This is a genomic window from Bacteroides sp. M10 (genome assembly GCF_014334015.1).
Taxonomy (GTDB): Bacteria; Bacteroidota; Bacteroidia; order Bacteroidales; family Bacteroidaceae; genus Bacteroides; species Bacteroides intestinigallinarum.
In genome coordinates this window covers 3,150,471-3,173,022 of the sequence record NZ_CP060488.1, presented here as the reverse complement: position 1 = coordinate 3,173,022, position 22,552 = coordinate 3,150,471, and the positions used below count along the sequence as shown (strand labels likewise).

The window sequence follows — 22,552 nt, the reverse complement described above, 5'->3', positions numbered from 1 at the left end:
TTATGAGCGTAGACACCAATAACGCAGCATTTCAGGACGCCCTGAACCTGATTCAATATACGCGTCAATCGGTTTTCCTGACCGGGAAAGCGGGTACAGGGAAATCTACATTCCTACGTTACGTCTGCGAAAACACCAAAAAGAAACATGTCGTACTCGCCCCGACAGGCATCGCTGCTATCAATGCCGGAGGAAGTACGATGCATAGTTTCTTCAAACTCCCTTTCTATACGCTGCTACCGGATGATCCGAACTTGAGTCTCCAGCGTGGTCGTATCCATGAATTTTTCAAATACACCAAGCCTCACCGGAAGCTGTTGGAACAAATAGAACTGGTCATCATCGACGAAATTTCAATGGTAAGGGCGGATATCATTGATGCCATCGACCGAATCCTACGTGTATACTCTCACAATCTGCGCGAACCTTTCGGAGGAAAACAACTGTTATTAGTAGGCGACGTATTCCAACTGGAACCCGTCGTAAAGAACGACGAACGGGAAATATTGAACCGCTTCTATCCTACACCCTATTTTTTCTCTGCCAGAGTATTCGGCCAGATAGACCTGGTATCCATCGAACTTCAAAAGGTATACCGCCAAACAGACCCCGTTTTTGTCGGCGTCCTCGACCATATCCGGAACAATACAGCCGGAGCGGCTGATCTGCAACTACTGAACACCCGTTATGGAAGCCAGATAGAAGAATCGGAAGCTGATATGTATATCACTCTGGCCACCCGTAGAGACACGGTAGACTCTATCAACGAAAAGAAACTGGCGGAACTTCCCGGAGACCCAATTACTTTTGAAGGAGTCATCGAAGGAGATTTCCCCGAAAGCAGTCTACCCACCTCACAAGAGCTCGTACTGAAACCCGGTGCACAAATCATCTTTATTAAAAATGATTTCGACCGCAGGTGGGTAAACGGTACCATTGGTGTCATTGCCGGAATTGATGAGGAAGAAGAAACCATCTACGTTATCACCGACGATGGAAAAGAATGTGACGTAAAGCGTGAATCATGGCGCAATATCCGTTATCGCTACAACGAAAAGACAAAAGAAATAGAAGAAGAGGTCTTAGGCAGCTTCACACAATATCCCATCCGGTTAGCTTGGGCCATCACTGTTCACAAGAGTCAGGGACTGACTTTCAGCCGTGTAGTCATCGACTTCACAGGTGGTGTATTTGCAGGTGGACAAGCATACGTGGCACTAAGCCGCTGTACCTCACTGGACGGTATTCAGCTCAAAAAGCCTATTAACCGTGCTGACGTCTTCGTCCGCCCCGAAATCGTAAACTTTGCCGGACGTTTCAACGACCGGCAGGCTATCGACAAAGCTCTGAAACAAGCGCAGGCCGACGTGCAATACGCTGCTGCTTCACGCGCTTTCGACAAAGGAGACATGGAAGAATGTCTGGAGCAGTTTTTCCGCGCCATTCATTCCCGCTATGATATTGAGAAACCTGTTCCCCGCCGTTTTATCCGACGTAAACTCGGTGTCATAAACACCTTGAAAGAGCAGAATAAGAAACTCAAAGAGCAAATGCGCGAACAGCAGGAACGCCTCCGCCAATATGCTCATGAATATCTATTAATGGGTAACGAATGTATCACCCAGGCACACGACTCACGTGCCGCCCTCGCCAACTACGACAAGGCACTTAGTCTCGACCCTAATTATGTGGATGCCTGGATACGCAAAGGAATCACTCTCTTCAACAACAAAGAGTATTTCGATGCTGAAAACTGCTTCAACACTGCAGTCACCCTCTATCCGGCAAACTTTAAAGCTGTCTATAACCGCGGAAAGCTCCGACTAAAAACAGAAAACACAGAAGGTGCCATTGCCGACCTGGACAAGGCCACCAGCCTGAAACCGGAACATGCCGGTGCACACGAACTCTTCGGAGACGCTCTGTTGAAAGTCGGGAAAGAAGGAGAAGCCGCCTTACAATGGAGAATTGCAGAAGAACTTAGAAAGAAAAAATAGCCTATTCTTCCCGACCTCCGCACCTATCCATCTTTGTCATCTACACACAACATCTCCATCAACTACACACAATACCTCCATCAACTACACACAATACCTCCATCAAACAGTGCCCCCCCCCGCATGGCCTCCCGGCCTCGTTTTTCCGACGTTAAGCGCAGGTGGTTTCTCCGGCGTTAAAAAGGGCAGACTGTTTGAGCGTAGCGAGTTTCTGCCCTTTAGCCGGAGGAAACACCGGAGTAGTCGGAAAAACGCAGCCTTGATTCTTTCTTTTTGGTTCCTTTTCTTTCGTATCAAGACGAAAGAAAAAGAACTGATTCTCCCTCTATATCAAAAACTTTTATTAGTTTTGTTCTTTGTAATATCTCAAACTCTTAAAATAGAAGCAAATGAAAAAAGGTTTGAAAATCGCAGCTATCACAGTAGGAGTCATCATCATTCTGATGTTCCTTCTTCCTTTCGCCTTCCAGGGAAAGATAGCCGACATTGTAAAAACAGAAGGCAACAAGATGCTTAATGCACAATTCGACTTTAAGAACCTTAACATTAGCCTGTTCCGTAACTTTCCACAGGCTTCTGTCACTCTCGAGGATTTCTGGTTAAAAGGTACTGGTGAATTTGCCAACGACACCCTTGTACAGGCCGGAGAAGTTACTGCCGCGGTCAACTTATTCTCTCTTTTCGGAGATAGCGGTTACGATATTTCTAAAATATTTATTGAAGATACACGGTTACATGCCATTGTATTGCCGGACGGACGTGCCAACTGGGATATTATGAAACCGGATACAACAGCAACAGCCGAAGCTCCTGTTTCAGAAGAAGAAGCATCTTCTCCTTTCAAAGTGAAGCTACAACGCTTTGTTATCAAAAACATGAACCTGATTTATGACGATCAACAAGGGAAGATGTATGCTGATATCCGCGACTTTAACGCAATCTGCACCGGAGACTTAGGAAGTGACCGCACTACTCTGAAGTTGGAAGCGGAAACCAAATCACTTACTTACAAGATGAATGGAATCCCTTTCCTGGCCAATGCCAATATCTCCGCAACAATGGATGTGGATGCCGACCTTGCCAATAACAAATACACATTAAAAGACAACACCATCCGCCTCAACGCCATTCAGGCAGGTATCGACGGTTGGGTAGCCTTGAAAGATCCGGCTATCGACATGGACTTGAAACTTAACACGAACGATATCGGGTTTAAGGAAATCTTGTCACTGATTCCAGCCATTTATGCAACGGAATTCTCCAGTCTGAAAACAGACGGAACCGCTACGCTTACTGCAACGGCCAAAGGTATCTTGCAAGGCGACACCGTTCCTGCATTCAACATTGATATGCAAGTCAAGAATGCCATGTTCCGCTATCCGGCTTTACCGGCAGGAGTGGATCAAATCAATATCAGTGCCAACGTCCAGAACCCGGGAGGAAATATAGACCTGACGACGGTCAATATCAATCCTTTCAGTTTCCGTCTTGCCGGAAATCCGTTTAGCCTGACGGCTAATGTAAAAACACCGATCAGCGATCCGGACTTTAAAGCTGAAGCTAAAGGGATTCTCAATTTAGGTATGATAAAACAAGTCTATCCACTTGGAGATATGGAGTTGAACGGTACCATTGACGCCGATATGCAAATGTCAGGACGCCTTTCCTATATCGAAAAAGAGGAATACGAACGTATGCAAGCTTCAGGTACTATCGGACTGACGGGTATGAAACTCAAAATGAAAGATATGCCGGACGTAGAAATCAAGAAGTCTCTTTTCACTTTCACCCCGAAATACCTCCAGTTGAGCGAGACAACCGTCAACATCGGAAAGAATGATATCACAGCCGACAGTCGGTTTGAAAACTATATCGGTTACGCATTGAAAGGTACTACATTGAAAGGAAACCTGAATATTCGTTCCAACTATTTCAATCTGAACGACTTCATGGCCGCTTCTGCGGATGAAGCGACTGCATCAGAAACTGCGTCTACCGACTCCGTAGCTACAGCTGCCACGGGTATTATGGAAGTTCCCCGCAACATCGACTTCCAAATGGACGCTAACCTGAAACAGGTGTTATTCGATAAGATGTCTTTCAATAATATGAACGGCAAGCTTGTGGTAAAAGATGGCAAAGTGGATATGAAAAACCTCTCCATGAATACCATGGGTGGCAACGTGGTCACGAACGGCTACTACTCCACTGCCAACGTAAAGAAGCCGGAAATGAAAGCCGGATTCAAACTCTCCAATATCGGTTTCGCACAAGCTTACAAAGAATTGGACATGGTGCAGAAGATGGCTCCTATCTTCGAAAACCTGAAAGGTAATTTCTCCGGAAGTATTAATGTACTGACAGATTTGGATGCAACCATGAGCCCTGTACTGAATACAATGCAAGGTGATGGCAGCCTTTCCACCCGTGATCTTAGTTTGAGCGGAGTGAAAGCAATCGACGAAATAGCCGATGCCGTTAAACAGCCAAGTCTGAAAGACATGAAGGTGAAAGATATGACACTGGATTTCACCTTCAAAGACGGACGCGTAGAAACCAAACCGTTCGATATCAAGATGGGAGACTACACATTGAATCTTTCCGGTAGCACAGGCCTCGATCAAACCATCGACTACTCCGGAAAAGTGAAGTTACCGGCATCTGTAGGCAATATCTCTAAACTAATGACTCTTGACTTGAAGATCGGAGGTTCATTTACCTCTCCGAAAGTCAGCGTCGATACTAAAAGCATGGCCAATCAAGCTGTCGAGGCTGTAGCCGATGAAGCTATCAGCAAACTCGGACAGAAACTGGGACTGGACTCTGCCGCTACCGCCAATAAGGATTCAATCAAACAAAAGGTGACAGAGAAAGCAGCAGAAAAGGCACTGGATTTCTTAAAAAAGAAACTCAAATAAGAGAGAAGGAGAATGAATTATGCTTCTGAAGCTATATGACAAAAATAATAACCCGCAGGATTTACAACGAATCATCGACATCCTGAATGACGGCGGACTGATTATCTATCCCACTGATACGATGTACGCCATCGGCTGTCATGGTTTGAAGGAACGTGCTATAGAACGGATATGCCGGATCAAAGAGATAGACCCTAGAAAGAACAATCTGTCTATCATCTGTTATGACTTGAGTAACATCAGCGAATATGCGAAAGTAGACAATAATATATTCAAGCTGATGAAGCATAATCTTCCAGGGCCATTCACCTTTATTTTGAACGGAACCAACCGGTTACCCAAAATCTTCCGCAACCGGAAAGAAGTGGGTATCCGTATGCCGGATAATAATATCATCCGCGAAATCGCACGCCTGCTGGATGCTCCCATTATGACAACCACTCTGCCCTACGAAGAGCATGAGGACTTGGAATATATGACAGATCCCGAACTGATAGATGAGAAGTTCGGTGACATTGTCGATCTGGTCATTGACGGAGGTATCGGAGGTATAGAACCTTCCACTGTAGTGAAATGTACCGACGACGAACTGGAAATCATCCGGCAAGGGAAAGGCTGGCTGGAAGAGGTATAAAAGCCGAAAAATGAATCGAACTGGTATGCTATATGATAGGAACGTGAATAAATAAGTTTTATTATTAGTAGTATGCCAGTTCGTTTATACACAGCAAAACAACGATTGGTTATCCCCCCAACAAACCAAAATCATCATATTCATCATGAAAAAATTAAATCACATCGGCATCTTTCTTGTATATCTATTCATTACTATCCAATCATTTGCAAGTGAACCCATACGGGTAGCGTGCATAGGAAACAGTATTACTTATGGAGCATTCATCCCCAACCGGGAAATGAACTGCTATCCGGCACAACTTCAAGCTTATCTGGGAGATGGGTATGAGGTCAAAAACTTCGGAGCCTCTGGTCGAACTATATTGTCTAAAGGAGATTACCCATATTCCGAAACAGATACCTACAAAGCATCTCTGGAATATCAGCCCGATATTGTATTAATCAAATTAGGTACTAACGATACCAAACCGCAAAACTGGAAATACAAAAACGAATTCAAAGACAATTACCAGACATTAATTGACACATACCGGAATCTGAAATCACATCCACGTATTATTCTCCTGACTCCTATCCGTTGTTTCCTGCCGGAGGGTTCGGAAATCAATGCACAACTGATAGAAAACGAGGTACGCCCCACGGTGGAAGAATTGGCCTGGAAAAATCAACTGGAAATTATCAATCTGTTTAATCTCTTCGGCGACCAGTGGGATTCGGTTATGCTACCGGACAAACTGCACCCCTCTTCTATCGGAGCAGGAGTCATGGCCCAAAAGATATATGAATATCTCGCTGTAAAAACAACAGCTTCTCCAACAAAGCTGCAGACATCACTGGAAATACAAGATGCCAAACGATTCAACTTCCATGGACACCAAGGGTATGAATTTGAGAATGAGGGAGTAAAATGCCTTGTAGTAGAGCCCGCAAAAGAAGCCATAGGAAAACCTTGGATGATTCGTGCACGCTTTTGGGGACATGAGCCACAGACTGACATAGCATTATTGGAACATGGCTTTCATATTGTTTACTGTGATGTAGCCGACTTATATGGCTCGGATAAAGCTGTTCAACGCTGGAATAGTTTTTACAAGCGAATGGTGAAAGCCGGATTCAACAAGAAAGTGGCACTTGAAGGGATGAGTCGTGGCGGGCTGATTGTCTATAACTGGGCGGCACAAAACCCGGAAAAAGTGGCATGTATTTATGCAGATGCCCCCGTAATGGACTTCAAAAGTTGGCCTATGGGACAAGGTAAATCTGCCGGTTCCGCCATGGATACGAAACAACTTCTCAATGCTTACGGTTTTAAAAACGAAGCTGAAGCGTTGAACTGGAAAAAGAATCCGATAGACTGTGCACCGACAATGGCAAAAGCCGGAATCCCCATCCTGCACGTGGTAGGTGATGCTGACCAAGTGGTGTCGGTTGCTGAAAACACAGCCATTTTCGAACAACGTATGGAGGAATTGCATGCACCAATTACTATTATTCATAAGCCTGGAGTGGATCATCACCCGCACTCCCTCAACAATCCCGAGCCTATTGTGCAGTTCATCCTCAAAGCTACGAACAGGGCGGAAAATATGTGTGTGCATCCTGTACCGGGAAATGAATTCCGTTCGGCAGCCGGATGGACCCAAAACTCGGACTGGAACAGCGTAGCAAAAGACATAACCGCCACTCTCAATGGGAAACATTTAAAACTGTTGTTATTGGGAAATTCCATCACACAAGGTTGGGGAGGTAACAGAAAAGAAGTGACTTACAAGCCCGGCAAAGAGGCTATGGACAATGCCATAGGAAAGGATAATTGGGAAAGTGCCGGCATATCCGGCGACCGCACGCAAAACCTGCTTTGGCGTGTCCGTTATGATAACTACAATAGTTGCCACCCTGAAAACATAGTGATTGCCATTGGAATTAATAATCTGATAAGTGGAAAAGACAGTCCTGAAAACACGGCTGAAGGAATTATCGCAGTAGCCAATGAAGTACGGAAGCAATTCCCCGAATCACGTATCATTCTTTTAGGTCTGTTTCCATCCGGTAAGGAACAACAGAGTAAAGTGCGCACACAATGTGATAAGATTCATGACATATTACAACATCACCGATTCGAGAAAGTTGAATATATCAATCCCACCAAATGGTTCACCGAAGCGGACGGAACTATGAAAGACGGACTTTATGGAAATGATTACATTCATTTCACTGGTGAAGGATATAAAGTAGCAGCAACAGAAATAGCCAAAATACTTGCTCGTTAGACAATCATCCAAAATCTAATCTTCACATAATAGTATCAGAAATTAAAAGGGCTGCGTCACATTTTCAGTGCGCAGCCCTTATTTCTATTATTTCATCACAAATTACTTAATCAATGATTCTGGATCCAAATGAGCAGATTCGATATCTTTGAAGTAACGGTAAGTACCCACTTTCAATTCAGCTGTAGCAGCATCATCACAAACGATAATACCCTTTTCATGCATTTGCAATGCACTGATTGTCCACATCTGTGTGATAGCACCTTCTACCGCATGATACAAAGCACGAGCTTTGTTATGACCATTTACAATAATCATCACTTCTTTTGCAGAAAGCACAGTACCTACTCCCACTGTCAAAGAAGTCTTAGGAACTTTGTTGATGTCATTATCAAAGAAACGGGAGTTAGCAATGATGGTATCCATTGTTAACGTTTTCTGACGAGTGCGTGAAGTCAATGAAGATCCCGGTTCGTTGAATGCAATATGTCCGTCAGGACCAATACCACCCATGAACAGGTCGATGCCACCGTATGACTTGATCTTTTCTTCGTAACGTGCACATTCTGCATCCAGATCCGGAGCGTTACCATTCAGAATATTAGTATTCTCGGGTTTAATGTCGATATGACCGAAAAAGTTATTCCACATGAAAGAATAATAGCTTTCCGGATGTTCTTTCGGCAATCCTACATATTCGTCCATGTTGAATGTTACCACATTCTGGAAGGAAACGATTCCTTTCTTATTCAGGTCGATCAAAGCTTTATACATGCCCAGAGGAGATGATCCGGTGGGACAGCCCAATACAAATGGTTTCTCGGGGGTTGGATTGGCAGCTTTTATTTTAGCGGCAACGTAATGTGCAGCCCACAGAGATACGGACTGGTAGTCCGGCTGAATAATAAGTCTCATAAGTCGATTATTTTATAGGTTAGTTAATAAATTATCTCATTCACTGTTTTAACGATCTTTCTTCAAACGGTCCGCCATGGCACGTGCCAGATTTTCGCACTGGGTATAAGTCAGGTCTTTCATAGCCTGCTTCATCTCCACCGGATCACCGATCAATTCGAATTTACTCTTTTCAGCAAACTCCGCCAGACGTTTCACCGCAGCACCTGCCCATGCAAAAGAACCGAAGTAACCCAAATAGCGTCCCTTCACCTCACGCAGCAGAATCTTTGAAAGCAGCGCTTCCACCTCCGGAAATATCTGATTACTATACGTAGGAGAACCGATAATCAATCCCTTATAACGGAAAATATCCGCTATGATATAAGAAGGATGACTCTTTGTTACGTTATGCATAACGATATTCTTAACCCCCTGTGCAGAAAGCTCTTCAGCAATAGCTTCCGCCATCTGCTCTGTATTTCCATACATGCTTCCGTAGGCAATAACAACACCTTCATCCGCATCATAACGACTCAAACGATCATATATGCCGATCACCTTTGCAATATTCTCTGTCCATACAGGTCCGTGAGTAGAACAAATGGCAGAAATGGGAAGTCCACCTAATTTCTGCAAAGCCCTTTGCACGGGGCTTCCGTATTTACCAACGATATTAGAGTAGTAACGAACCATTTCTCCCCAGTACTTATCGACATTGATCCGGGTATCCAGGAATCCGCCATCTACAGTACCAAAACATCCGAATCCGTCACCGGAGAAAAGAACTCCATCCGTTTCATCAAAAGTCATCATCGTTTCCGGCCAATGCACCATTGGAGTCATATAAAAACGCAGTTTGTGACGTCCTAAAGCGAGGAAATCACCGTCCTTTACCAGATATTGTTCACCGGTTACCCCATAGAAACCTTCAATCATACCGAATGTTTGCTTATTACCCACGATAATAATTTCCGGATAATGTTGTTTAATCAATCGGATAGATCCCGAATGATCCGGTTCCATGTGATTTATAATCAAATAATTAATGGGACGTTCTCCAATCACTTGCTTGATTTTACGCAAGTAGACTTCAAAATAACAGATATCTACCGTATCTACCAATGCCACCATTTCATCATCAATCAGATAAGAGTTATATGAAACTCCATAGGGCAATGGCCACATCGCTTCAAATCTGTGCTTGTTACGGTCATTTACTCCCACATAGTGGACATTTCCTTTAATTCTTGTTTTACTTTCCATCTTTCAAATCCATTAAATATTTCTTCCACTATTCTATACTCCGCAAAACAGCTATTTATTAAGTGGTAAGTTTATCGTTTGCAAAAATAATCCTTTTTTCCGAATCCTTATACCTCTTACCTTGATAAGCACCTCTTTCTTTCATTCTTTTTTGTAAACGAGCTACAAATTCATAATTTTTCAATCCCCAGTCCGGAGCTATTAATAAATCTTTAGGAGATTGGGAAACAAAACGTTCCACAACCATATCGGGACGGAGATGTTCTACATAATCAATCACCAGATCAATATATTCCTCAACCTCGTTAAACAAATGAAAGCCAGCAGGAGTTACGTCATACTCATGCGCCATTCGCGTACCACGGATCAACTGTAACTGATGGATTTTAAGTGTAGCTAAAGGCAGATCGGAAAGAATTTCGGCATGTGCCACCATTGTATCATGTGTTTCTCCCGGAAGTCCGAGGATGATATGTCCACCTGTCAGGATACCACAGGCCGCTGTCTGACACACAGCTTCTACTGTATCTGCATAAGTATGCCCCCGATTGATGCGTTTTAAGGTTTCATCACAAGTGCTTTCGATCCCATATTCTACCATGAGAAACGTATGTTTGTTCAAATCTTCCAGATAACGCAACAAACTTTCCGGCATACAATCGGGACGCGTACCAATCACCAGCCCGACTACCCCATCCACCGCCAATGCTTCCTCATACTTACGCTTCAAGCCTTCCAACTCCGCATATGTATTGGTGTAGGCCTGAAAATAGGCCAAATATTTCATTTCCGGATATTTATGGGCAAAAAAGCATTTACCTTCTTCCAATTGAATTGCAATAGATTTCTCTGTCCGACAATAATCCGGATTAAAAGTCTGGTTATTGCAGTAAGTACATCCACCCCACCCTTTTGTACCATCACGATTGGGGCAAGTGAAACCTGCATTCAATGAAATCTTTTGTACTTTGTAAGGAAAATATTTCCGTAAAAAAGTAGGGAAATCATTATATAATAGCTGTGTAGACATATTCATTCACTTCATTCTTTATTTTACCTACAAACATAAGCAAAATCAACGAGTTACGGAAAGTTGGCACAAAATATCTTCAATATATTAAAAATTTCATAAATACCATAAGATAAATTAATAAATATTGCAATTCGAAAAACTATTTAATTAGCTTTGCTATGATTTTAGGCATTGGCAGGAGGATACTTGTGAAAGTCTTGTGCAATTTATTCCCCAATTATGATTTCATCTCACCATACCCCATGCAACTCTTGTCAATAAAATTATCCTCTTTATAATCTGAATAAGATTATAAAGAGGATTTTTTTAACTAATATTACTCTCTTATTTTTGTTCAAAACACAACATAGAGATCAATGCTGTATAGGATGAAGAGGAAAAAATAGGAAAAAACGAGTATTATTCGTTCAAACCACTTATCGGACTTTCCATTCTGCATTGTTTTGTTTATTTTTGCTATAAACATTAAAGTAACTACTATGAAACGGCTCCATACTTTATTTCTTCTTCTAACAATAGCGATCGATATAGCTGCTCAACCTATCTGCCAAGTTAAACATTTCTCCGTGAGTGACGGTCTCGCTCAAGGTAATGTAATGAGCATTTTACAGGATCAGAAAGGGCTTGTTTGGTTTAGTACCTGGAATGGGCTTAACAAGTTTGACGGATACACTTTTAAGACATATAAAACTTCGCAAGAGAGTAAATATGCATTCGGCAGTAATCGCATGGGAACTATTTCAGAAAGCAAATACGGAGATATATGGTGCCCCACTTACGATGGACAAGCCTGTCTTTTTGATGTGGAAACCGAGAAGTTTATTGATGTTCTCCAACCTATTGAACTTTCCACGAAACAAACTAACAATGTTACACGCATTTATTCGCTGGAGAAAGGGATTGCCTGGATTCTCTGTGAAAGCGGATATGCATTCAGAGTGGACGAACAATTATGCAAAAAAGGAGAAGGCATCACACTTTATTCAGCTTCCAACCACAACCTGAAAGGAAATCAAATATTTAACATTTATCAAGACTCTGAAGAAGATGAATGGATATTGACGGATAAAGGTGTTTCCATCATAGGAAAGAAAACACTGGATACTGACTTTCCTTTCCAGTTCATCACCCAAATAAAGGAAACGATCTATCTGATTGCAGAAAATGACAAGTTAGCCAGATATGACTTCCACACTAAAAAACTGAAATTCGTAGATATTCCTTATCCGCATCATAAAATAAACAATGTCACTACCATAGGAAAAGATATGCTGGCATTGGGAACGGATAATGGAGTGATTTTGTATTCTATCCCGAAGAACAGTTTCCAGCAAATAGACATCCGTACAGCTACCCAAACTTCCAACGATGTAGAATCTGTCTATCAAGACCACTTGGGAGATATCTGGATTTTTTCAAAAGATCCGGGCATTGTCCATCTTAACCTCGTGACCAATGAAAAAGAGCATCTGTTCACCCCAAAAGATGAGATTATCAAGCATGGGCGTAAAAGTCGCAAACTTATTTTTGAAGATAATGCGAAAAACCTATGGTTACTCCCCACGGAAGGAAACTTTTGCTACTATGACCGGAAAGAAAGAACTCTCAAACCGCTTCTTACGGATATCAATAATCCTAAGTCTATTTTCAGTCCGTTAGTCAGGTCTTATACATTGGATAATCAGGGAAACTGTTGGTTTGCAACAGCACGTGGTGTAGAGAAACTATGCTTCTTTCCACAGAGCTATCAATTTAACCTGACTGATTACGAGGCAGAAACACGTGCATTCCTGCAAGACAGCAATAAACGTCTATGGACAGCATCGAAATCTAATTATATCCAGATATTCGCACCGGATGGTAACCTGGTGGGGTACTTATCCAAACAAGGAAATATCATTAAGGAAAAACAATCGTTCTATAATGGGGTATATTCGATTCTGGAAGATAAAGATGGAAATATATGGTTGGGGACTAAAGAAATCGGACTTTTCCAACTTAAAAAGACAGGAGCAAATCATTACTCTATTCACCATTTTGAACACCAGACAAATGATCCTTATAGTTTAAGCAGTAATAGTATTTATGCTATCTTTCAGGACAGTCGTAATCATATTTGGATAGGATGTTATGGGGGTGGATTAAATCTGCTGGCACAAGCTAAAGATGGAAAAGTTTCATTTATTCATAGTAATAATGAGTTAAGAAACTATCCCATAGCTTACGGTATGAAAGTACGCAATATTGCAGAAGCTCCGGGAGGAGTGATTTTAGTGGGAACGACTAACGGACTGCTGACATTCTCGAACAACTTCGAACGCCTGGAAGAGATTAAATTCTACCGGAATATCCGTAGACCGGGAGATAAAAACAGTCTTAGTGCCAACGATATCATGCATATCTATACAGACAAGAATAAAACCACTTATATCATCAGTTTCACCGGAGGCGTAAATAAAGTGATATCTCCCAATCTGCTGAACGAGAATATCCAATTCAGAAACTACGACAAGAACAACGGGCTGGCTTCCGATTTGGCACTATCAATGATTGAAGATACACAGAATCAGCTATGGGTTGTTTCGGAGATTGCGCTCTCCAAATTCGATCCTGCCAAAGAAACTTTTGAGAACTATGAATTAAGTTCCATCTATCAGGAATTCAATTTCTCCGAAGCTCTTCCTATTATCAATGCCCGTAACCAAATTATCTTAGGAACTGATAAAGGCTTTCTGGAAGTTTCTCCGGAGAAGATGCGGAAGAGTAGCTATGTCCCTCCTATTGTGTTTACAGGACTCAAGATTCAAGGACACCTTACCGATCACTCTATTGACAATCTGGAAGAATTGGAACTGGAGCCCTCTCAAAGGAATGTAACTTTCCAGTTTGCTGCACTTGATTATGTCAATCCAAAAGGGATTTTATATGCCTATCGCCTGCAAGGACTAGAAGAAGAATGGAATGAAGCAGATAATAACCGTTCCGCTAGCTACATCAACTTACCTGCAGGCAAATATCAGTTGCAGATAAAGTCAACAAACAGTGACGGGGTCTGGGTGGACAATGTACGGACTCTATCTATACATGTACTCCCCACCTTTTGGGAAACCTACTGGGCATGGCTGCTCTATTTCATTCTATTCATACTCTTTACGGCAAGCATCGTATATGTGTTGTTTTACATCTATCGGTTACGTCACAGAGTGGATATGGAACAACAATTAGCAAATATCAAACTGCGATTCTTTACTGACATATCTCATGAGTTACGTACTCCGCTAACTTTAATCAGTAGCCCTGTGACAGAGGTATTAGAGAATGAACCGCTTTCTCCTTCCGCCCGTGAGCATTTGACTTTGGTACATCAAAACACAGAGCGCATGCTCCGACTGATGAATCAGATTCTGGATTTCCGCAAGATTCAGAATCAGAAAATGAAACTACTGATTGAAGAGACCGATTTGATTCCACTTTTGCAAAAGGTGATGAGTAGCTTCAAACTGATAGCTGAAGAAAAGAACATAAACTATCAGCTGACTTCTACCATCCAGTCGGTATATAGCTGGGTGGATAGAGACAAGTTTGAAAAGATATTCTTCAATCTGCTTTCCAATGCATTCAAATATACACCTGCCGACAAGTCGATTACAGTCAATATCACAACGAAAGAGAAGACGGTAGAGATAGAGGTTGCAGACGAAGGAATCGGAATTGCAGTAGAAAAGCAACATTCCTTGTTCCAACGCTTCGAGTCATTGGTAAAACAGAATATTCTGCAACCATCTTCCGGCATCGGGCTGTCTCTCGTGAAAGAGATGGTGGAAATGCATCATGGCACTATTACAGTAAATAGTCAACCCGGAGTAGGCAGCCGTTTTACAGTAAGCTTGCCTTTACAACGGGAAATTTTCGAGGAGGATGTACAGGTCGAATTTATCCTGAATGATAGTCAGAGTTCAGCGCCTCATCCCGTCGATAGCATGAAAGCGCCGGAAGAGGTGGAAGAAAAAGAAGACCTTGAGACTAATTCGGATGGTTTCTCCATATTGGTGGTAGAAGATAATGAAGAGTTAAAGGCTTTTCTGAAAAGTATTTTGTCGGAGAATTATACGGTAATCACAGCTTCCAATGGTGAAGAGGGATTGCAACATGCTGTTGACGACCTGCCCGATCTTATTATCAGCGATGTTATGATGCCGGTGATGGACGGTTTAGAAATGATTAGGCAAATCAAAGAGAACAACAATATTTGCCATATCCCCATCATTGTATTATCAGCCAAGGCCTCTCTGGACGACCGTATCGCCGGATTGGAACAAGGCATTGACGATTATATCACCAAACCTTTCAGTGCTACTTATCTAAAGACCCGTGTAGCCTCCTTGTTACGACAACGCAAAGCATTGCAGGAACTCTATATGAATAGGCTGATGGAAGGAAAGAATACCTCTTCTCCCGATCCTCTGACTCCTTCACAACCACAGATTACTCCATACGACGAGCAATTTATGAAAAAAGTAATGGCATACATGGAAGAACAGATGGACAATGCCGAACTAACGATTGACGAATTTGCAGAACAGTTGATGCTTAGCCGTACAATCTTCTACCGGAAATTAAAATCAATCGTCGGACTGACACCTGTTGACTTTATACGGGAAATACGTATCAAACGTGCCGTACAACTGATTGACAGCGACGAATATAACTTCTCCCAGGTAGCATATATGACGGGGTTCAACGATCCGAAATATTTCAGCAAGTGCTTCAAGAAAGTGATAGGAATTACCCCGTCAGAATACAAAGAGAGAAAAAAATAACTCTTTGATAAGAATATAAAAAGTCCCTTTATACCCGGTTGTCTCATTATTCGATCAATCGAAATTCGATAGAGTAAACTGATATAAAGGGACTTTTCATACAAGATAAAGAGATTTGCCTGTCAACAACACATCAATATCCAAACTTACATTGACAAACAAACACCTGTTTTTCCGAATCACCATTAAATACTTCTTCTTCAAATCCTCCATATTTATGAATAATACTAAAACCATTCCATTCCAAATATGAATCCAACTCTTGAGGGAAAAACATTCTCATATCCAGATTTTGAATAGAATTGAATTCACCATTGATAAAATAATGCCATTCGATCCGATTAATCTGGGTTTTATTTTCATATCGCATTGTCTGCTTTATCGAGACTTCTCTTCCATCGCCAGTTGTATACGTGGCTATTTCCTGCTGCTCTTTCTCACCTTCAACTATATACCGAATATTCGGATTAAAACAATCCAACAGAAATAAGCCTCCGTCTTTGAGGTGATTTTTAACGACATGAAGTACCTTAAATAAATCTTCATTCTCATATAAATGATGGATCGAATTAAATGGAATAAAAATAAGGTCGTACTTCTTCTGTAAATCCAGAGTCCTGATATCCGCCTGAATGAAATTGATTCTTAGTCCAGCCTCGGCAGCTTTCATCTTAGCCTGATGGAGCATTGAAGCAGTGTAATCAACCCCACTTATATCATATCCATCCTTTGCAATAGGAAGAGTAAGTCTGCCAATTCCACAGCAAAGCTCAAGTATTCGGGCATCCTTGTTTTTAGGTAACCACCGCTTATAAAATTGCAAATCATCCATGCTGGTATTCATTCCATCATAAATATTTGCATCATAAATTAAATCGCCAACTTTATAATCACTATTCATTTATGTCCTCCAATATTCATTATTTACGATTATTTCTTATACAAACGAGAATATCCCCAACGTACAATGTACCAAAAGGATATTCTATACACAACCAGAAGAACTACCAGTCGTTCGCAAATGTAGTAAATATCTGTAATCCAGCTATAATTATCTCTTAAATACTCAAATTTCAACAAGACATATCTCTGATATAAGTATCAAAACAACATTTCGGTATCATCTATTTACATTGCAAAGCTTATGCTATATTCAACAAAATGTTTTATCTTTGAACAGGTCTATGGATTTATCGGCTCCAAATAAGCCTTGCATAGGAAATCCTCCTTTTCTACCGGATATTCCCCACAAAAATAATGAAAAGCACGTACTATTGCAGTCTCAAATCTAAAAACCAAAAGAACTAGAAAATGAAAAAGCAATGGATCATTGCCTGTCTTATCGGAATTCAAGGGGTAAATGTACAGGCACAACAACCAAACAAGTATCCCTATCAGGACACGAAGCTGACTGTGGAACAACGGGCGGATGATTTACTTCAACGCCTCACATTAGAAGAAAAAGTGGCGTTGATGCAAAACAACTCACCGGCTATTCCCCGGCTTGGCATTAAGCCGTATGAATGGTGGAACGAAGCTCTTCATGGCGTTGCCCGCGCCGGACTGGCTACTGTCTTTCCACAAGCCATAGGTATGGCCGCTTCTTTCAACGACGAACTATTATACGAAGTCTTTGATGCCGTATCTGACGAAGCACGCGCCAAGAACCGCCAATTCAATGAAAAAGGACAATATAAACGTTATCAGGGACTGACCATGTGGACTCCCAACGTCAATATCTTCCGCGACCCCCGCTGGGGACGGGGACAGGAAACATACGGCGAAGACCCTTATTTAAGCGGACGTATGGGAATGGCGGCAGTCAGAGGTCTGCAAGGACCGGAAGATGCCGAATATGACAAACTTCATGCCTGCGCCAAACACTTTGCCGTACACTCGGGTCCCGAATGGAACCGTCACAGCTTCAACGCAGAAAACATTGCACCCAGAGACTTATGGGAAACCTATCTTCCTGCTTTCAAGGAACTGGTACAAAAAGCAGGAGTTAAAGAAGTGATGTGCGCTTACAACCGTTTCGAAGGCGATCCCTGCTGCGGCAGCAACCGTCTGTTAACCCAAATTCTCCGCAACGACTGGGGATTCAAAGGAATTGTAGTCACCGACTGCGGAGCAATCGGAGACTTTTTCCAACGCAAGAAACATGAAACGCATCCCGATGCCGCCCATGCCTCTGCCGACGCTGTTTTAAGCGGAACAGATCTCGAATGTGGCGGTAACTTCAAAAGCATCACCGATGCTGTGAAAAAAGGCCTGATTTCGGAAGAGAAAATCAATACATCAGTCAAAAGACTACTGAAAGCCCGCTTTGAACTGGGAGAAATGAATTCGACTCATCCCTGGAGTAACATTCCATTTTCTGTTATCGACTGTCCCAAACACAAAGAACTGGCACTGAAAATGGCACACGAAAGTCTGGTATTACTCCAAAACAATAACAACATCCTTCCATTAAACCGTCAGATGAAAGTCGCAGTCATCGGCCCCAACGCCAACGACTCGGTAATGCAATGGGGTAACTACAACGGCTTCCCTTCACATACCGTTACTCTACTGGAAGGAATACGCGCCAAACTACCTGACGCACAAATCATCTACGAACCTGTATGCGGATATACAAACGACACCACCCTGCACAGCCTATTCAATCAGTGCAGCATCGACGGAGAAGCCGGATTCAACGCCACCTACTGGAATAACCGCGAATATAAAGGCAAGATTGCCGCAACCGACCGTCTGACCACTCCTTTCCATTTCAGTGCAGAAGGTTCTACCGTATTTGCTCCCGGTGTAGGATTGAAAAACTTCACCGCCATCTATCGTTCCACTTTCCGCCCAACAGATTCCGGTGCCGCCACTTTCCGCGTGATGACTAACGGAGGAGTTACTTTATTCCTCAACGGCAAGCAAATAGCAGAAGCCACCAACATCAAGAATCATACCAATCTGTATTCTTTCAACTACGAAGCAGGAAAGAGTTACGACATCGAGTTGCGTTTTATTCAGGTTAAAGATAACCCTGCACTGAACTTCGACTTGGCAAAACAAACTCCAATGGATGCCCGTGAAATCCTGAACAAGTTGCAAAGCGCAGATGTAGTTATCTTTGCCGGAGGTATCTCCCCCCTATTGGAAGGAGAATCCATGCGGGTATCCGACCCCGGATTCAAAGGCGGCGACCGTACAGAAATCGAATTGCCCGCCATCCAGCGCGAAGTTCTTGCTCTTCTAAAGAAGAATGGAAAGAAAACAGTATTCGTCAACTTCTCCGGTTCGGCAATGGCCATCGTGCCTGAAACGCAGAATTGCGATGCTATCCTGCAAGCATGGTATCCCGGACAGGCAGGTGGAACAGCCGTTGCCGATGTTCTTTTCGGAGATTACAATCCTGCCGGACGTCTGCCTATCACTTTCTATAAAAGCATGCAACAATTACCGGATTATGAAGATTATTCGATGAAGGGACGTACCTACCGTTTCATGACAGAAACACCTCTTTATCCATTCGGCTACGGTTTAAGTTATACCCGTTTTTCTTATGGAAAAGCTACCCTGAACCAATCGAAATTAAACAAAGGAGAAAAAGCGGTCCTTACTATTCCGGTAAGTAACATCGGACAGAGAGATGGCGAAGAAGTGGTGCAAGTGTACATCTGTCGTCCAGATGACAAAGGAGGTCCACAAAAAACTCTTCGCGGCTTCCAACGGGTCCACATTGCTAAAGGTAAAACACAGAACGTCAGTATAGAACTTCCTTACGATTCTTTCGAATGGTTCGATGCCTCCACCAATACCATACGCCCCCTAAGCGGAACATATAAGATACTTTACGGAAACAGCTCTGATTCGAACAACTTACAGTCTGCCAACATTCAGATTCAGTAAACTATCAGATATATAAATCATTCACTTTAACAGGGATTGGGATAGCAAAATTATTCCAATCCCTGTTTCTTTACATACCCATTCTCTACACAATATTCCCAACCTTACAAATTCTATTCTCTATCTTCAAAGCATACGTATTATTATCTATTTCTACTTGTTGTATCATCACTTACTATCTGTTGTCCAATCTATTAATAGAAAAGTTCCATTGGATTAGAGACAAACTTCCTTTTCCCTCATAGCAAACTCTTTCTTCATTAAGCCTAAACTATAAACGAAAGCTTCAATTATATAATTGCAAGTTCTGATTTTATAAATGCAAGCTTTGATTATAAAAACAAAGCTTGCATTTATAGATTAGTCTCTGATAAAAGGAACTTTGTGAGTAAGGGAAAGGAAGTTTGCAATAGAAAGAAAGGAAGTTTTCTATTAAATAATCTATCATCTTTCGCAGAAGCGTCATAAAGATGTGATAAATGATTGGAGAAGCTGAAGAAGTTTCTTATCTTTGTATTCGTTAGATATTTAATAATGAAAGGAAAATAATTATGGATACAGCAATGAATCAAGGTGTTTTTTTAAGCATACCGAAATCCGACATAAAGTTCTTTAAAGAACTTGCAAAAAAAATGGGTTGGGATATTGATATAAGAGAAGATTTTCTAAAAGATTATATAGCGTCACGACCTAAAAAAGTAAATCTTTCAGAAGAAGAAATTCTTGCAGAATTAAAGACCATAAGATACGAAGAATGAAAATAATCATAGACACGAACCTATGGATTTCGTTCATGTTGGGACGCAAGGTTACAACTATGCGTACATTACTTACATATCCTACACTGGAAATATATGTATGTCGTGAGTTGTTAGATGAATTCTATGATGTTTCTTCACGGGAAAAAATACGAAAATATATTCGTCCTGAAGATTTAGATGACACACTCAAACTTATCCATTTATACGGAAAATATGTCGTCATCAGGACCCAAAGCAAATCAAAGATCAGAGATGAAAAAGACCTTTATCTACTCTCTTTGGCAGATACTATCAATGCAAACTACATTGTTACCGGTGACAAAGATTTATTAGTATTAGAGAAACATAATCATACTAAGATTATAACTATTACAGAATTCATGAAGTTATTATAATTTTTAGGGGGCATTAAGCATCACACTTAAAATCCCCCCGTAACTCTATCCGACTAGTTATTAGTTCTTGGTCAGCAACCGTTTCTCTGAAATCGTTCCCAGATCTTTTCCGTTAATGGTGATATCCGTTGTATTTTCGATCTGTATCATAGATTGGTCAGGAGTGTCAATTTCAACATTCTCGATGTTGAGCTTTGCCACTTTATTCACTACAATACCCTCTTTAGCACCAGTAACCACCATATTCTTGATGGAAATATTCTCAATCGGCATTTCGGGAAGTCCGTTCAGATACGCCGCCCGTCCTGCTCCCCTGCAAAACACATCCGAGATATAGATGTTCCTGAAAGCAGGAGTCTCTTCACTCACACTCGGAATCGGTTCACCGGGAGCGCTTTTGGCCGCATAATATAAATCGGCAATCAAAGCATCGTTAGGAATATCAATCATATTTATATTATTGATATAAATATTCTCCACAACGCCACCACGTCCACGGGCACTTTTAAACCGCAACCCGACATCCGTACCGATAAAAGAACATTCGGACACATATACATTCTTCACTCCTCCGGACATCTCACTACCAATTACGAATCCGCCATGACCATGCAAAACGGTATTGTTTCTCACAATCACATTCTCACAAGGTTCACCTCTGCGACGGCCATCTTCGTCTTTACCAGACTTCAGACAGATCGCATCATCTCCCGCATCAAAGAAACAGTTGGCAATCAACACATTCTTGCATGATTCCACATCGAGCGCGTCTCCGTTCTGCGAATACCAGGGATTGAACACCTTTACATCATTCAATATCAAAGATTCGCACGAAAGCGGATGAAGACACCAGCTCGGAGAGTTTTTGAAGGTCACGCCTTCCAGAAGCACCTTTTTACTCTTCACAATACTTAGCAGTACAGGACGCAGCCAACTTTTCATCTCCTCCCATTCTTCACTCGTGATTTCAGCCTGTTGATCCCCCTGGCCAGACATGAGAACGGATGCTTTCAATGCCCCTTCATTGGGATACCACACCTTGCCGTTCTCATCCACATTACCACCGGAGTTCACCAGAGTCTTCCACTGCCTATCCGTCATTTTATCCTTCTTCACAGGACGCCATCTGTCTCCCGCTCCATCAAAAACGCCATAACCGGTAATAGCTATGTTTTCTGCATTCATTGCCGAGATAGGCGACTGGCAGCGCCGTGTATCCAGTCCTTCAAATGAAGTCGTAATAATCGGATACAACGAGGTGTCACCACTAAACACAATCAAAGCATTCTTTTCTGCATGCAAATTGACGTTACTTTGCAAAACAATGGGGCCTGTGAGCCACAAACCTTCCGGAATGATTACTTTACCCCCTCCTTTGTCGTGCACTGCTTTGATAGCCTTATTAATAGCCTCCGTGTTCAGCGTCACCCCATCGCTTTTTGCTCCGAAATCACAGATATTTACCTGATAATCGGGAAAAACGGGACGCTCTATGGCGGGCATGGAGAAAGGAAGGTCTGCATACATCGCCTTCAAATCTGTCTCCATATCCACCTGTTTGGCAGTACCTTGACAAGCACAAAATAGTCCTATGATGACCGGTACCAGGCCAGTCATTCGATTCAATCTATTCATCGTATCTTTTTACCTAAACATTTT

The 22,552-nt window shown here is 42.1% G+C and carries 13 protein-coding genes; 8 read left to right on the top strand and 5 right to left on the bottom strand.

Annotation, left to right across the window (positions count from 1 at the left end; genetic code table 11):
* Positions 1-2: 2 nt before the first annotated feature.
* The 4 genes from H8796_RS11215 to H8796_RS11200 all read left to right on the top strand — a co-directional run bounded on the left by H8796_RS11215 (position 3) and on the right by H8796_RS11200 (position 7,821).
* Positions 3-1,997, top strand: a complete 1,995-nt coding sequence (locus H8796_RS11215; protein ID WP_117934770.1) for a tetratricopeptide repeat protein — start codon at positions 3-5, stop codon at positions 1,995-1,997.
* A gap of 389 nt (positions 1,998-2,386) precedes the next feature.
* Positions 2,387-4,915, top strand: coding sequence for an AsmA-like C-terminal region-containing protein (locus tag H8796_RS11210; RefSeq protein WP_117934768.1), 2,529 nt, complete (start codon positions 2,387-2,389; stop codon positions 4,913-4,915).
* A 19-nt stretch (positions 4,916-4,934) separates the two neighbouring features.
* A complete protein-coding gene (locus H8796_RS11205) occupies positions 4,935-5,549 on the top strand; it encodes an L-threonylcarbamoyladenylate synthase (protein WP_117934766.1) in 615 nt (204 codons plus the stop codon).
* 145 nt (positions 5,550-5,694) lie between these two features.
* Complete coding sequence (locus H8796_RS11200) at positions 5,695-7,821, top strand: GDSL-type esterase/lipase family protein (protein WP_117934764.1); 2,127 nt, start codon at positions 5,695-5,697, stop codon at positions 7,819-7,821.
* Positions 7,822-7,923: 102 nt separating this feature from the next.
* Here the strand turns inward: H8796_RS11200 and nagB are convergent, their stop codons facing one another.
* Genes nagB through H8796_RS11185 form a run of 3 tightly spaced genes read right to left on the bottom strand, consistent with a single transcriptional unit; the run spans position 7,924 to position 11,017 of the window.
* A complete protein-coding gene (gene nagB / locus H8796_RS11195; protein WP_004301540.1) occupies positions 7,924-8,736 on the bottom strand; it encodes a glucosamine-6-phosphate deaminase in 813 nt (270 codons plus the stop codon).
* A 48-nt stretch (positions 8,737-8,784) separates the two neighbouring features.
* Complete coding sequence (locus H8796_RS11190; RefSeq protein ID WP_004309431.1) at positions 8,785-9,981, bottom strand: FprA family A-type flavoprotein; 1,197 nt, start codon at positions 9,979-9,981, stop codon at positions 8,785-8,787.
* Between the two features lie 58 nt (positions 9,982-10,039).
* Positions 10,040-11,017 carry a TIGR01212 family radical SAM protein gene (locus H8796_RS11185; protein ID WP_187343974.1) on the bottom strand — a complete coding sequence of 326 codons (978 nt, stop codon included), beginning with the start codon at positions 11,015-11,017 and terminating at the stop codon, positions 10,040-10,042.
* Positions 11,018-11,493: 476 nt separating this feature from the next.
* Here H8796_RS11185 and H8796_RS11180 point away from each other — a divergent pair, with 476 nt between their 5' ends.
* Entirely contained in the window at positions 11,494-15,834 is a 4,341-nt protein-coding gene (locus tag H8796_RS11180; protein ID WP_004301535.1) for a hybrid sensor histidine kinase/response regulator transcription factor, read from the top strand.
* 133 nt (positions 15,835-15,967) lie between these two features.
* Here the strand turns inward: H8796_RS11180 and H8796_RS11175 are convergent, their stop codons facing one another.
* Entirely contained in the window at positions 15,968-16,735 is a 768-nt protein-coding gene (locus H8796_RS11175) for a class I SAM-dependent methyltransferase (protein ID WP_004301534.1), read from the bottom strand.
* Positions 16,736-17,145: 410 nt separating this feature from the next.
* On the opposite strand from H8796_RS11175, the gene xyl3A reads away from it, so the two are divergent.
* The 3 genes from xyl3A (at position 17,146) to H8796_RS11160 (ending at position 20,893) form a co-directional block, all read left to right on the top strand.
* The gene (gene xyl3A / locus H8796_RS11170) at positions 17,146-19,737 is read left to right on the top strand and encodes a xylan 1,4-beta-xylosidase (RefSeq protein ID WP_117934762.1); all 2,592 of its coding nucleotides are present in this window, start codon (positions 17,146-17,148) and stop codon (positions 19,735-19,737) included.
* 551 nt (positions 19,738-20,288) lie between these two features.
* Positions 20,289-20,495, top strand: coding sequence for a hypothetical protein (locus tag H8796_RS11165; RefSeq protein ID WP_117934758.1), 207 nt, complete (start codon positions 20,289-20,291; stop codon positions 20,493-20,495).
* Positions 20,492-20,893, top strand: coding sequence for a putative toxin-antitoxin system toxin component, PIN family (locus H8796_RS11160; RefSeq protein ID WP_117934756.1), 402 nt, complete (start codon positions 20,492-20,494; stop codon positions 20,891-20,893). The genes H8796_RS11165 and H8796_RS11160 overlap by 4 nt, the downstream gene beginning before the upstream one ends.
* Positions 20,894-20,953: 60 nt before the next feature.
* Here H8796_RS11160 and H8796_RS11155 read toward each other — a convergent pair whose 3' ends face one another.
* Entirely contained in the window at positions 20,954-22,528 is a 1,575-nt protein-coding gene (locus tag H8796_RS11155; RefSeq protein WP_117934754.1) for a glycoside hydrolase family 28 protein, read from the bottom strand.
* Between the last annotated feature and the right edge of the window lie 24 nt (positions 22,529-22,552).

What these genes read in the sequence shown, in the direction of transcription:
- H8796_RS11155 (WP_117934754.1), bottom strand. Translation starts at nt 22,528, where the DNA reads ATGAATAGATTGAATCGAATGACTGGCCTGGTACCGGTCATCATAGGA.
- H8796_RS11200 (WP_117934764.1), top strand. Translation starts at nt 5,695, where the DNA reads ATGAAAAAATTAAATCACATCGGCATCTTTCTTGTATATCTATTCATT.
- nagB (WP_004301540.1), bottom strand. Translation starts at nt 8,736, where the DNA reads ATGAGACTTATTATTCAGCCGGACTACCAGTCCGTATCTCTGTGGGCT.
- H8796_RS11210 (WP_117934768.1), top strand. Translation starts at nt 2,387, where the DNA reads ATGAAAAAAGGTTTGAAAATCGCAGCTATCACAGTAGGAGTCATCATC.
- H8796_RS11205 (WP_117934766.1), top strand. Translation starts at nt 4,935, where the DNA reads ATGCTTCTGAAGCTATATGACAAAAATAATAACCCGCAGGATTTACAA.
- xyl3A (WP_117934762.1), top strand. Translation starts at nt 17,146, where the DNA reads ATGAAAAAGCAATGGATCATTGCCTGTCTTATCGGAATTCAAGGGGTA.
- H8796_RS11215 (WP_117934770.1), top strand. Translation starts at nt 3, where the DNA reads ATGAGCGTAGACACCAATAACGCAGCATTTCAGGACGCCCTGAACCTG.
- H8796_RS11175 (WP_004301534.1), bottom strand. Translation starts at nt 16,735, where the DNA reads ATGAATAGTGATTATAAAGTTGGCGATTTAATTTATGATGCAAATATT.
- H8796_RS11180 (WP_004301535.1), top strand. Translation starts at nt 11,494, where the DNA reads ATGAAACGGCTCCATACTTTATTTCTTCTTCTAACAATAGCGATCGAT.
- H8796_RS11185 (WP_187343974.1), bottom strand. Translation starts at nt 11,017, where the DNA reads ATGAATATGTCTACACAGCTATTATATAATGATTTCCCTACTTTTTTA.
- H8796_RS11165 (WP_117934758.1), top strand. Translation starts at nt 20,289, where the DNA reads ATGGATACAGCAATGAATCAAGGTGTTTTTTTAAGCATACCGAAATCC.
- H8796_RS11160 (WP_117934756.1), top strand. Translation starts at nt 20,492, where the DNA reads ATGAAAATAATCATAGACACGAACCTATGGATTTCGTTCATGTTGGGA.
- H8796_RS11190 (WP_004309431.1), bottom strand. Translation starts at nt 9,981, where the DNA reads ATGGAAAGTAAAACAAGAATTAAAGGAAATGTCCACTATGTGGGAGTA.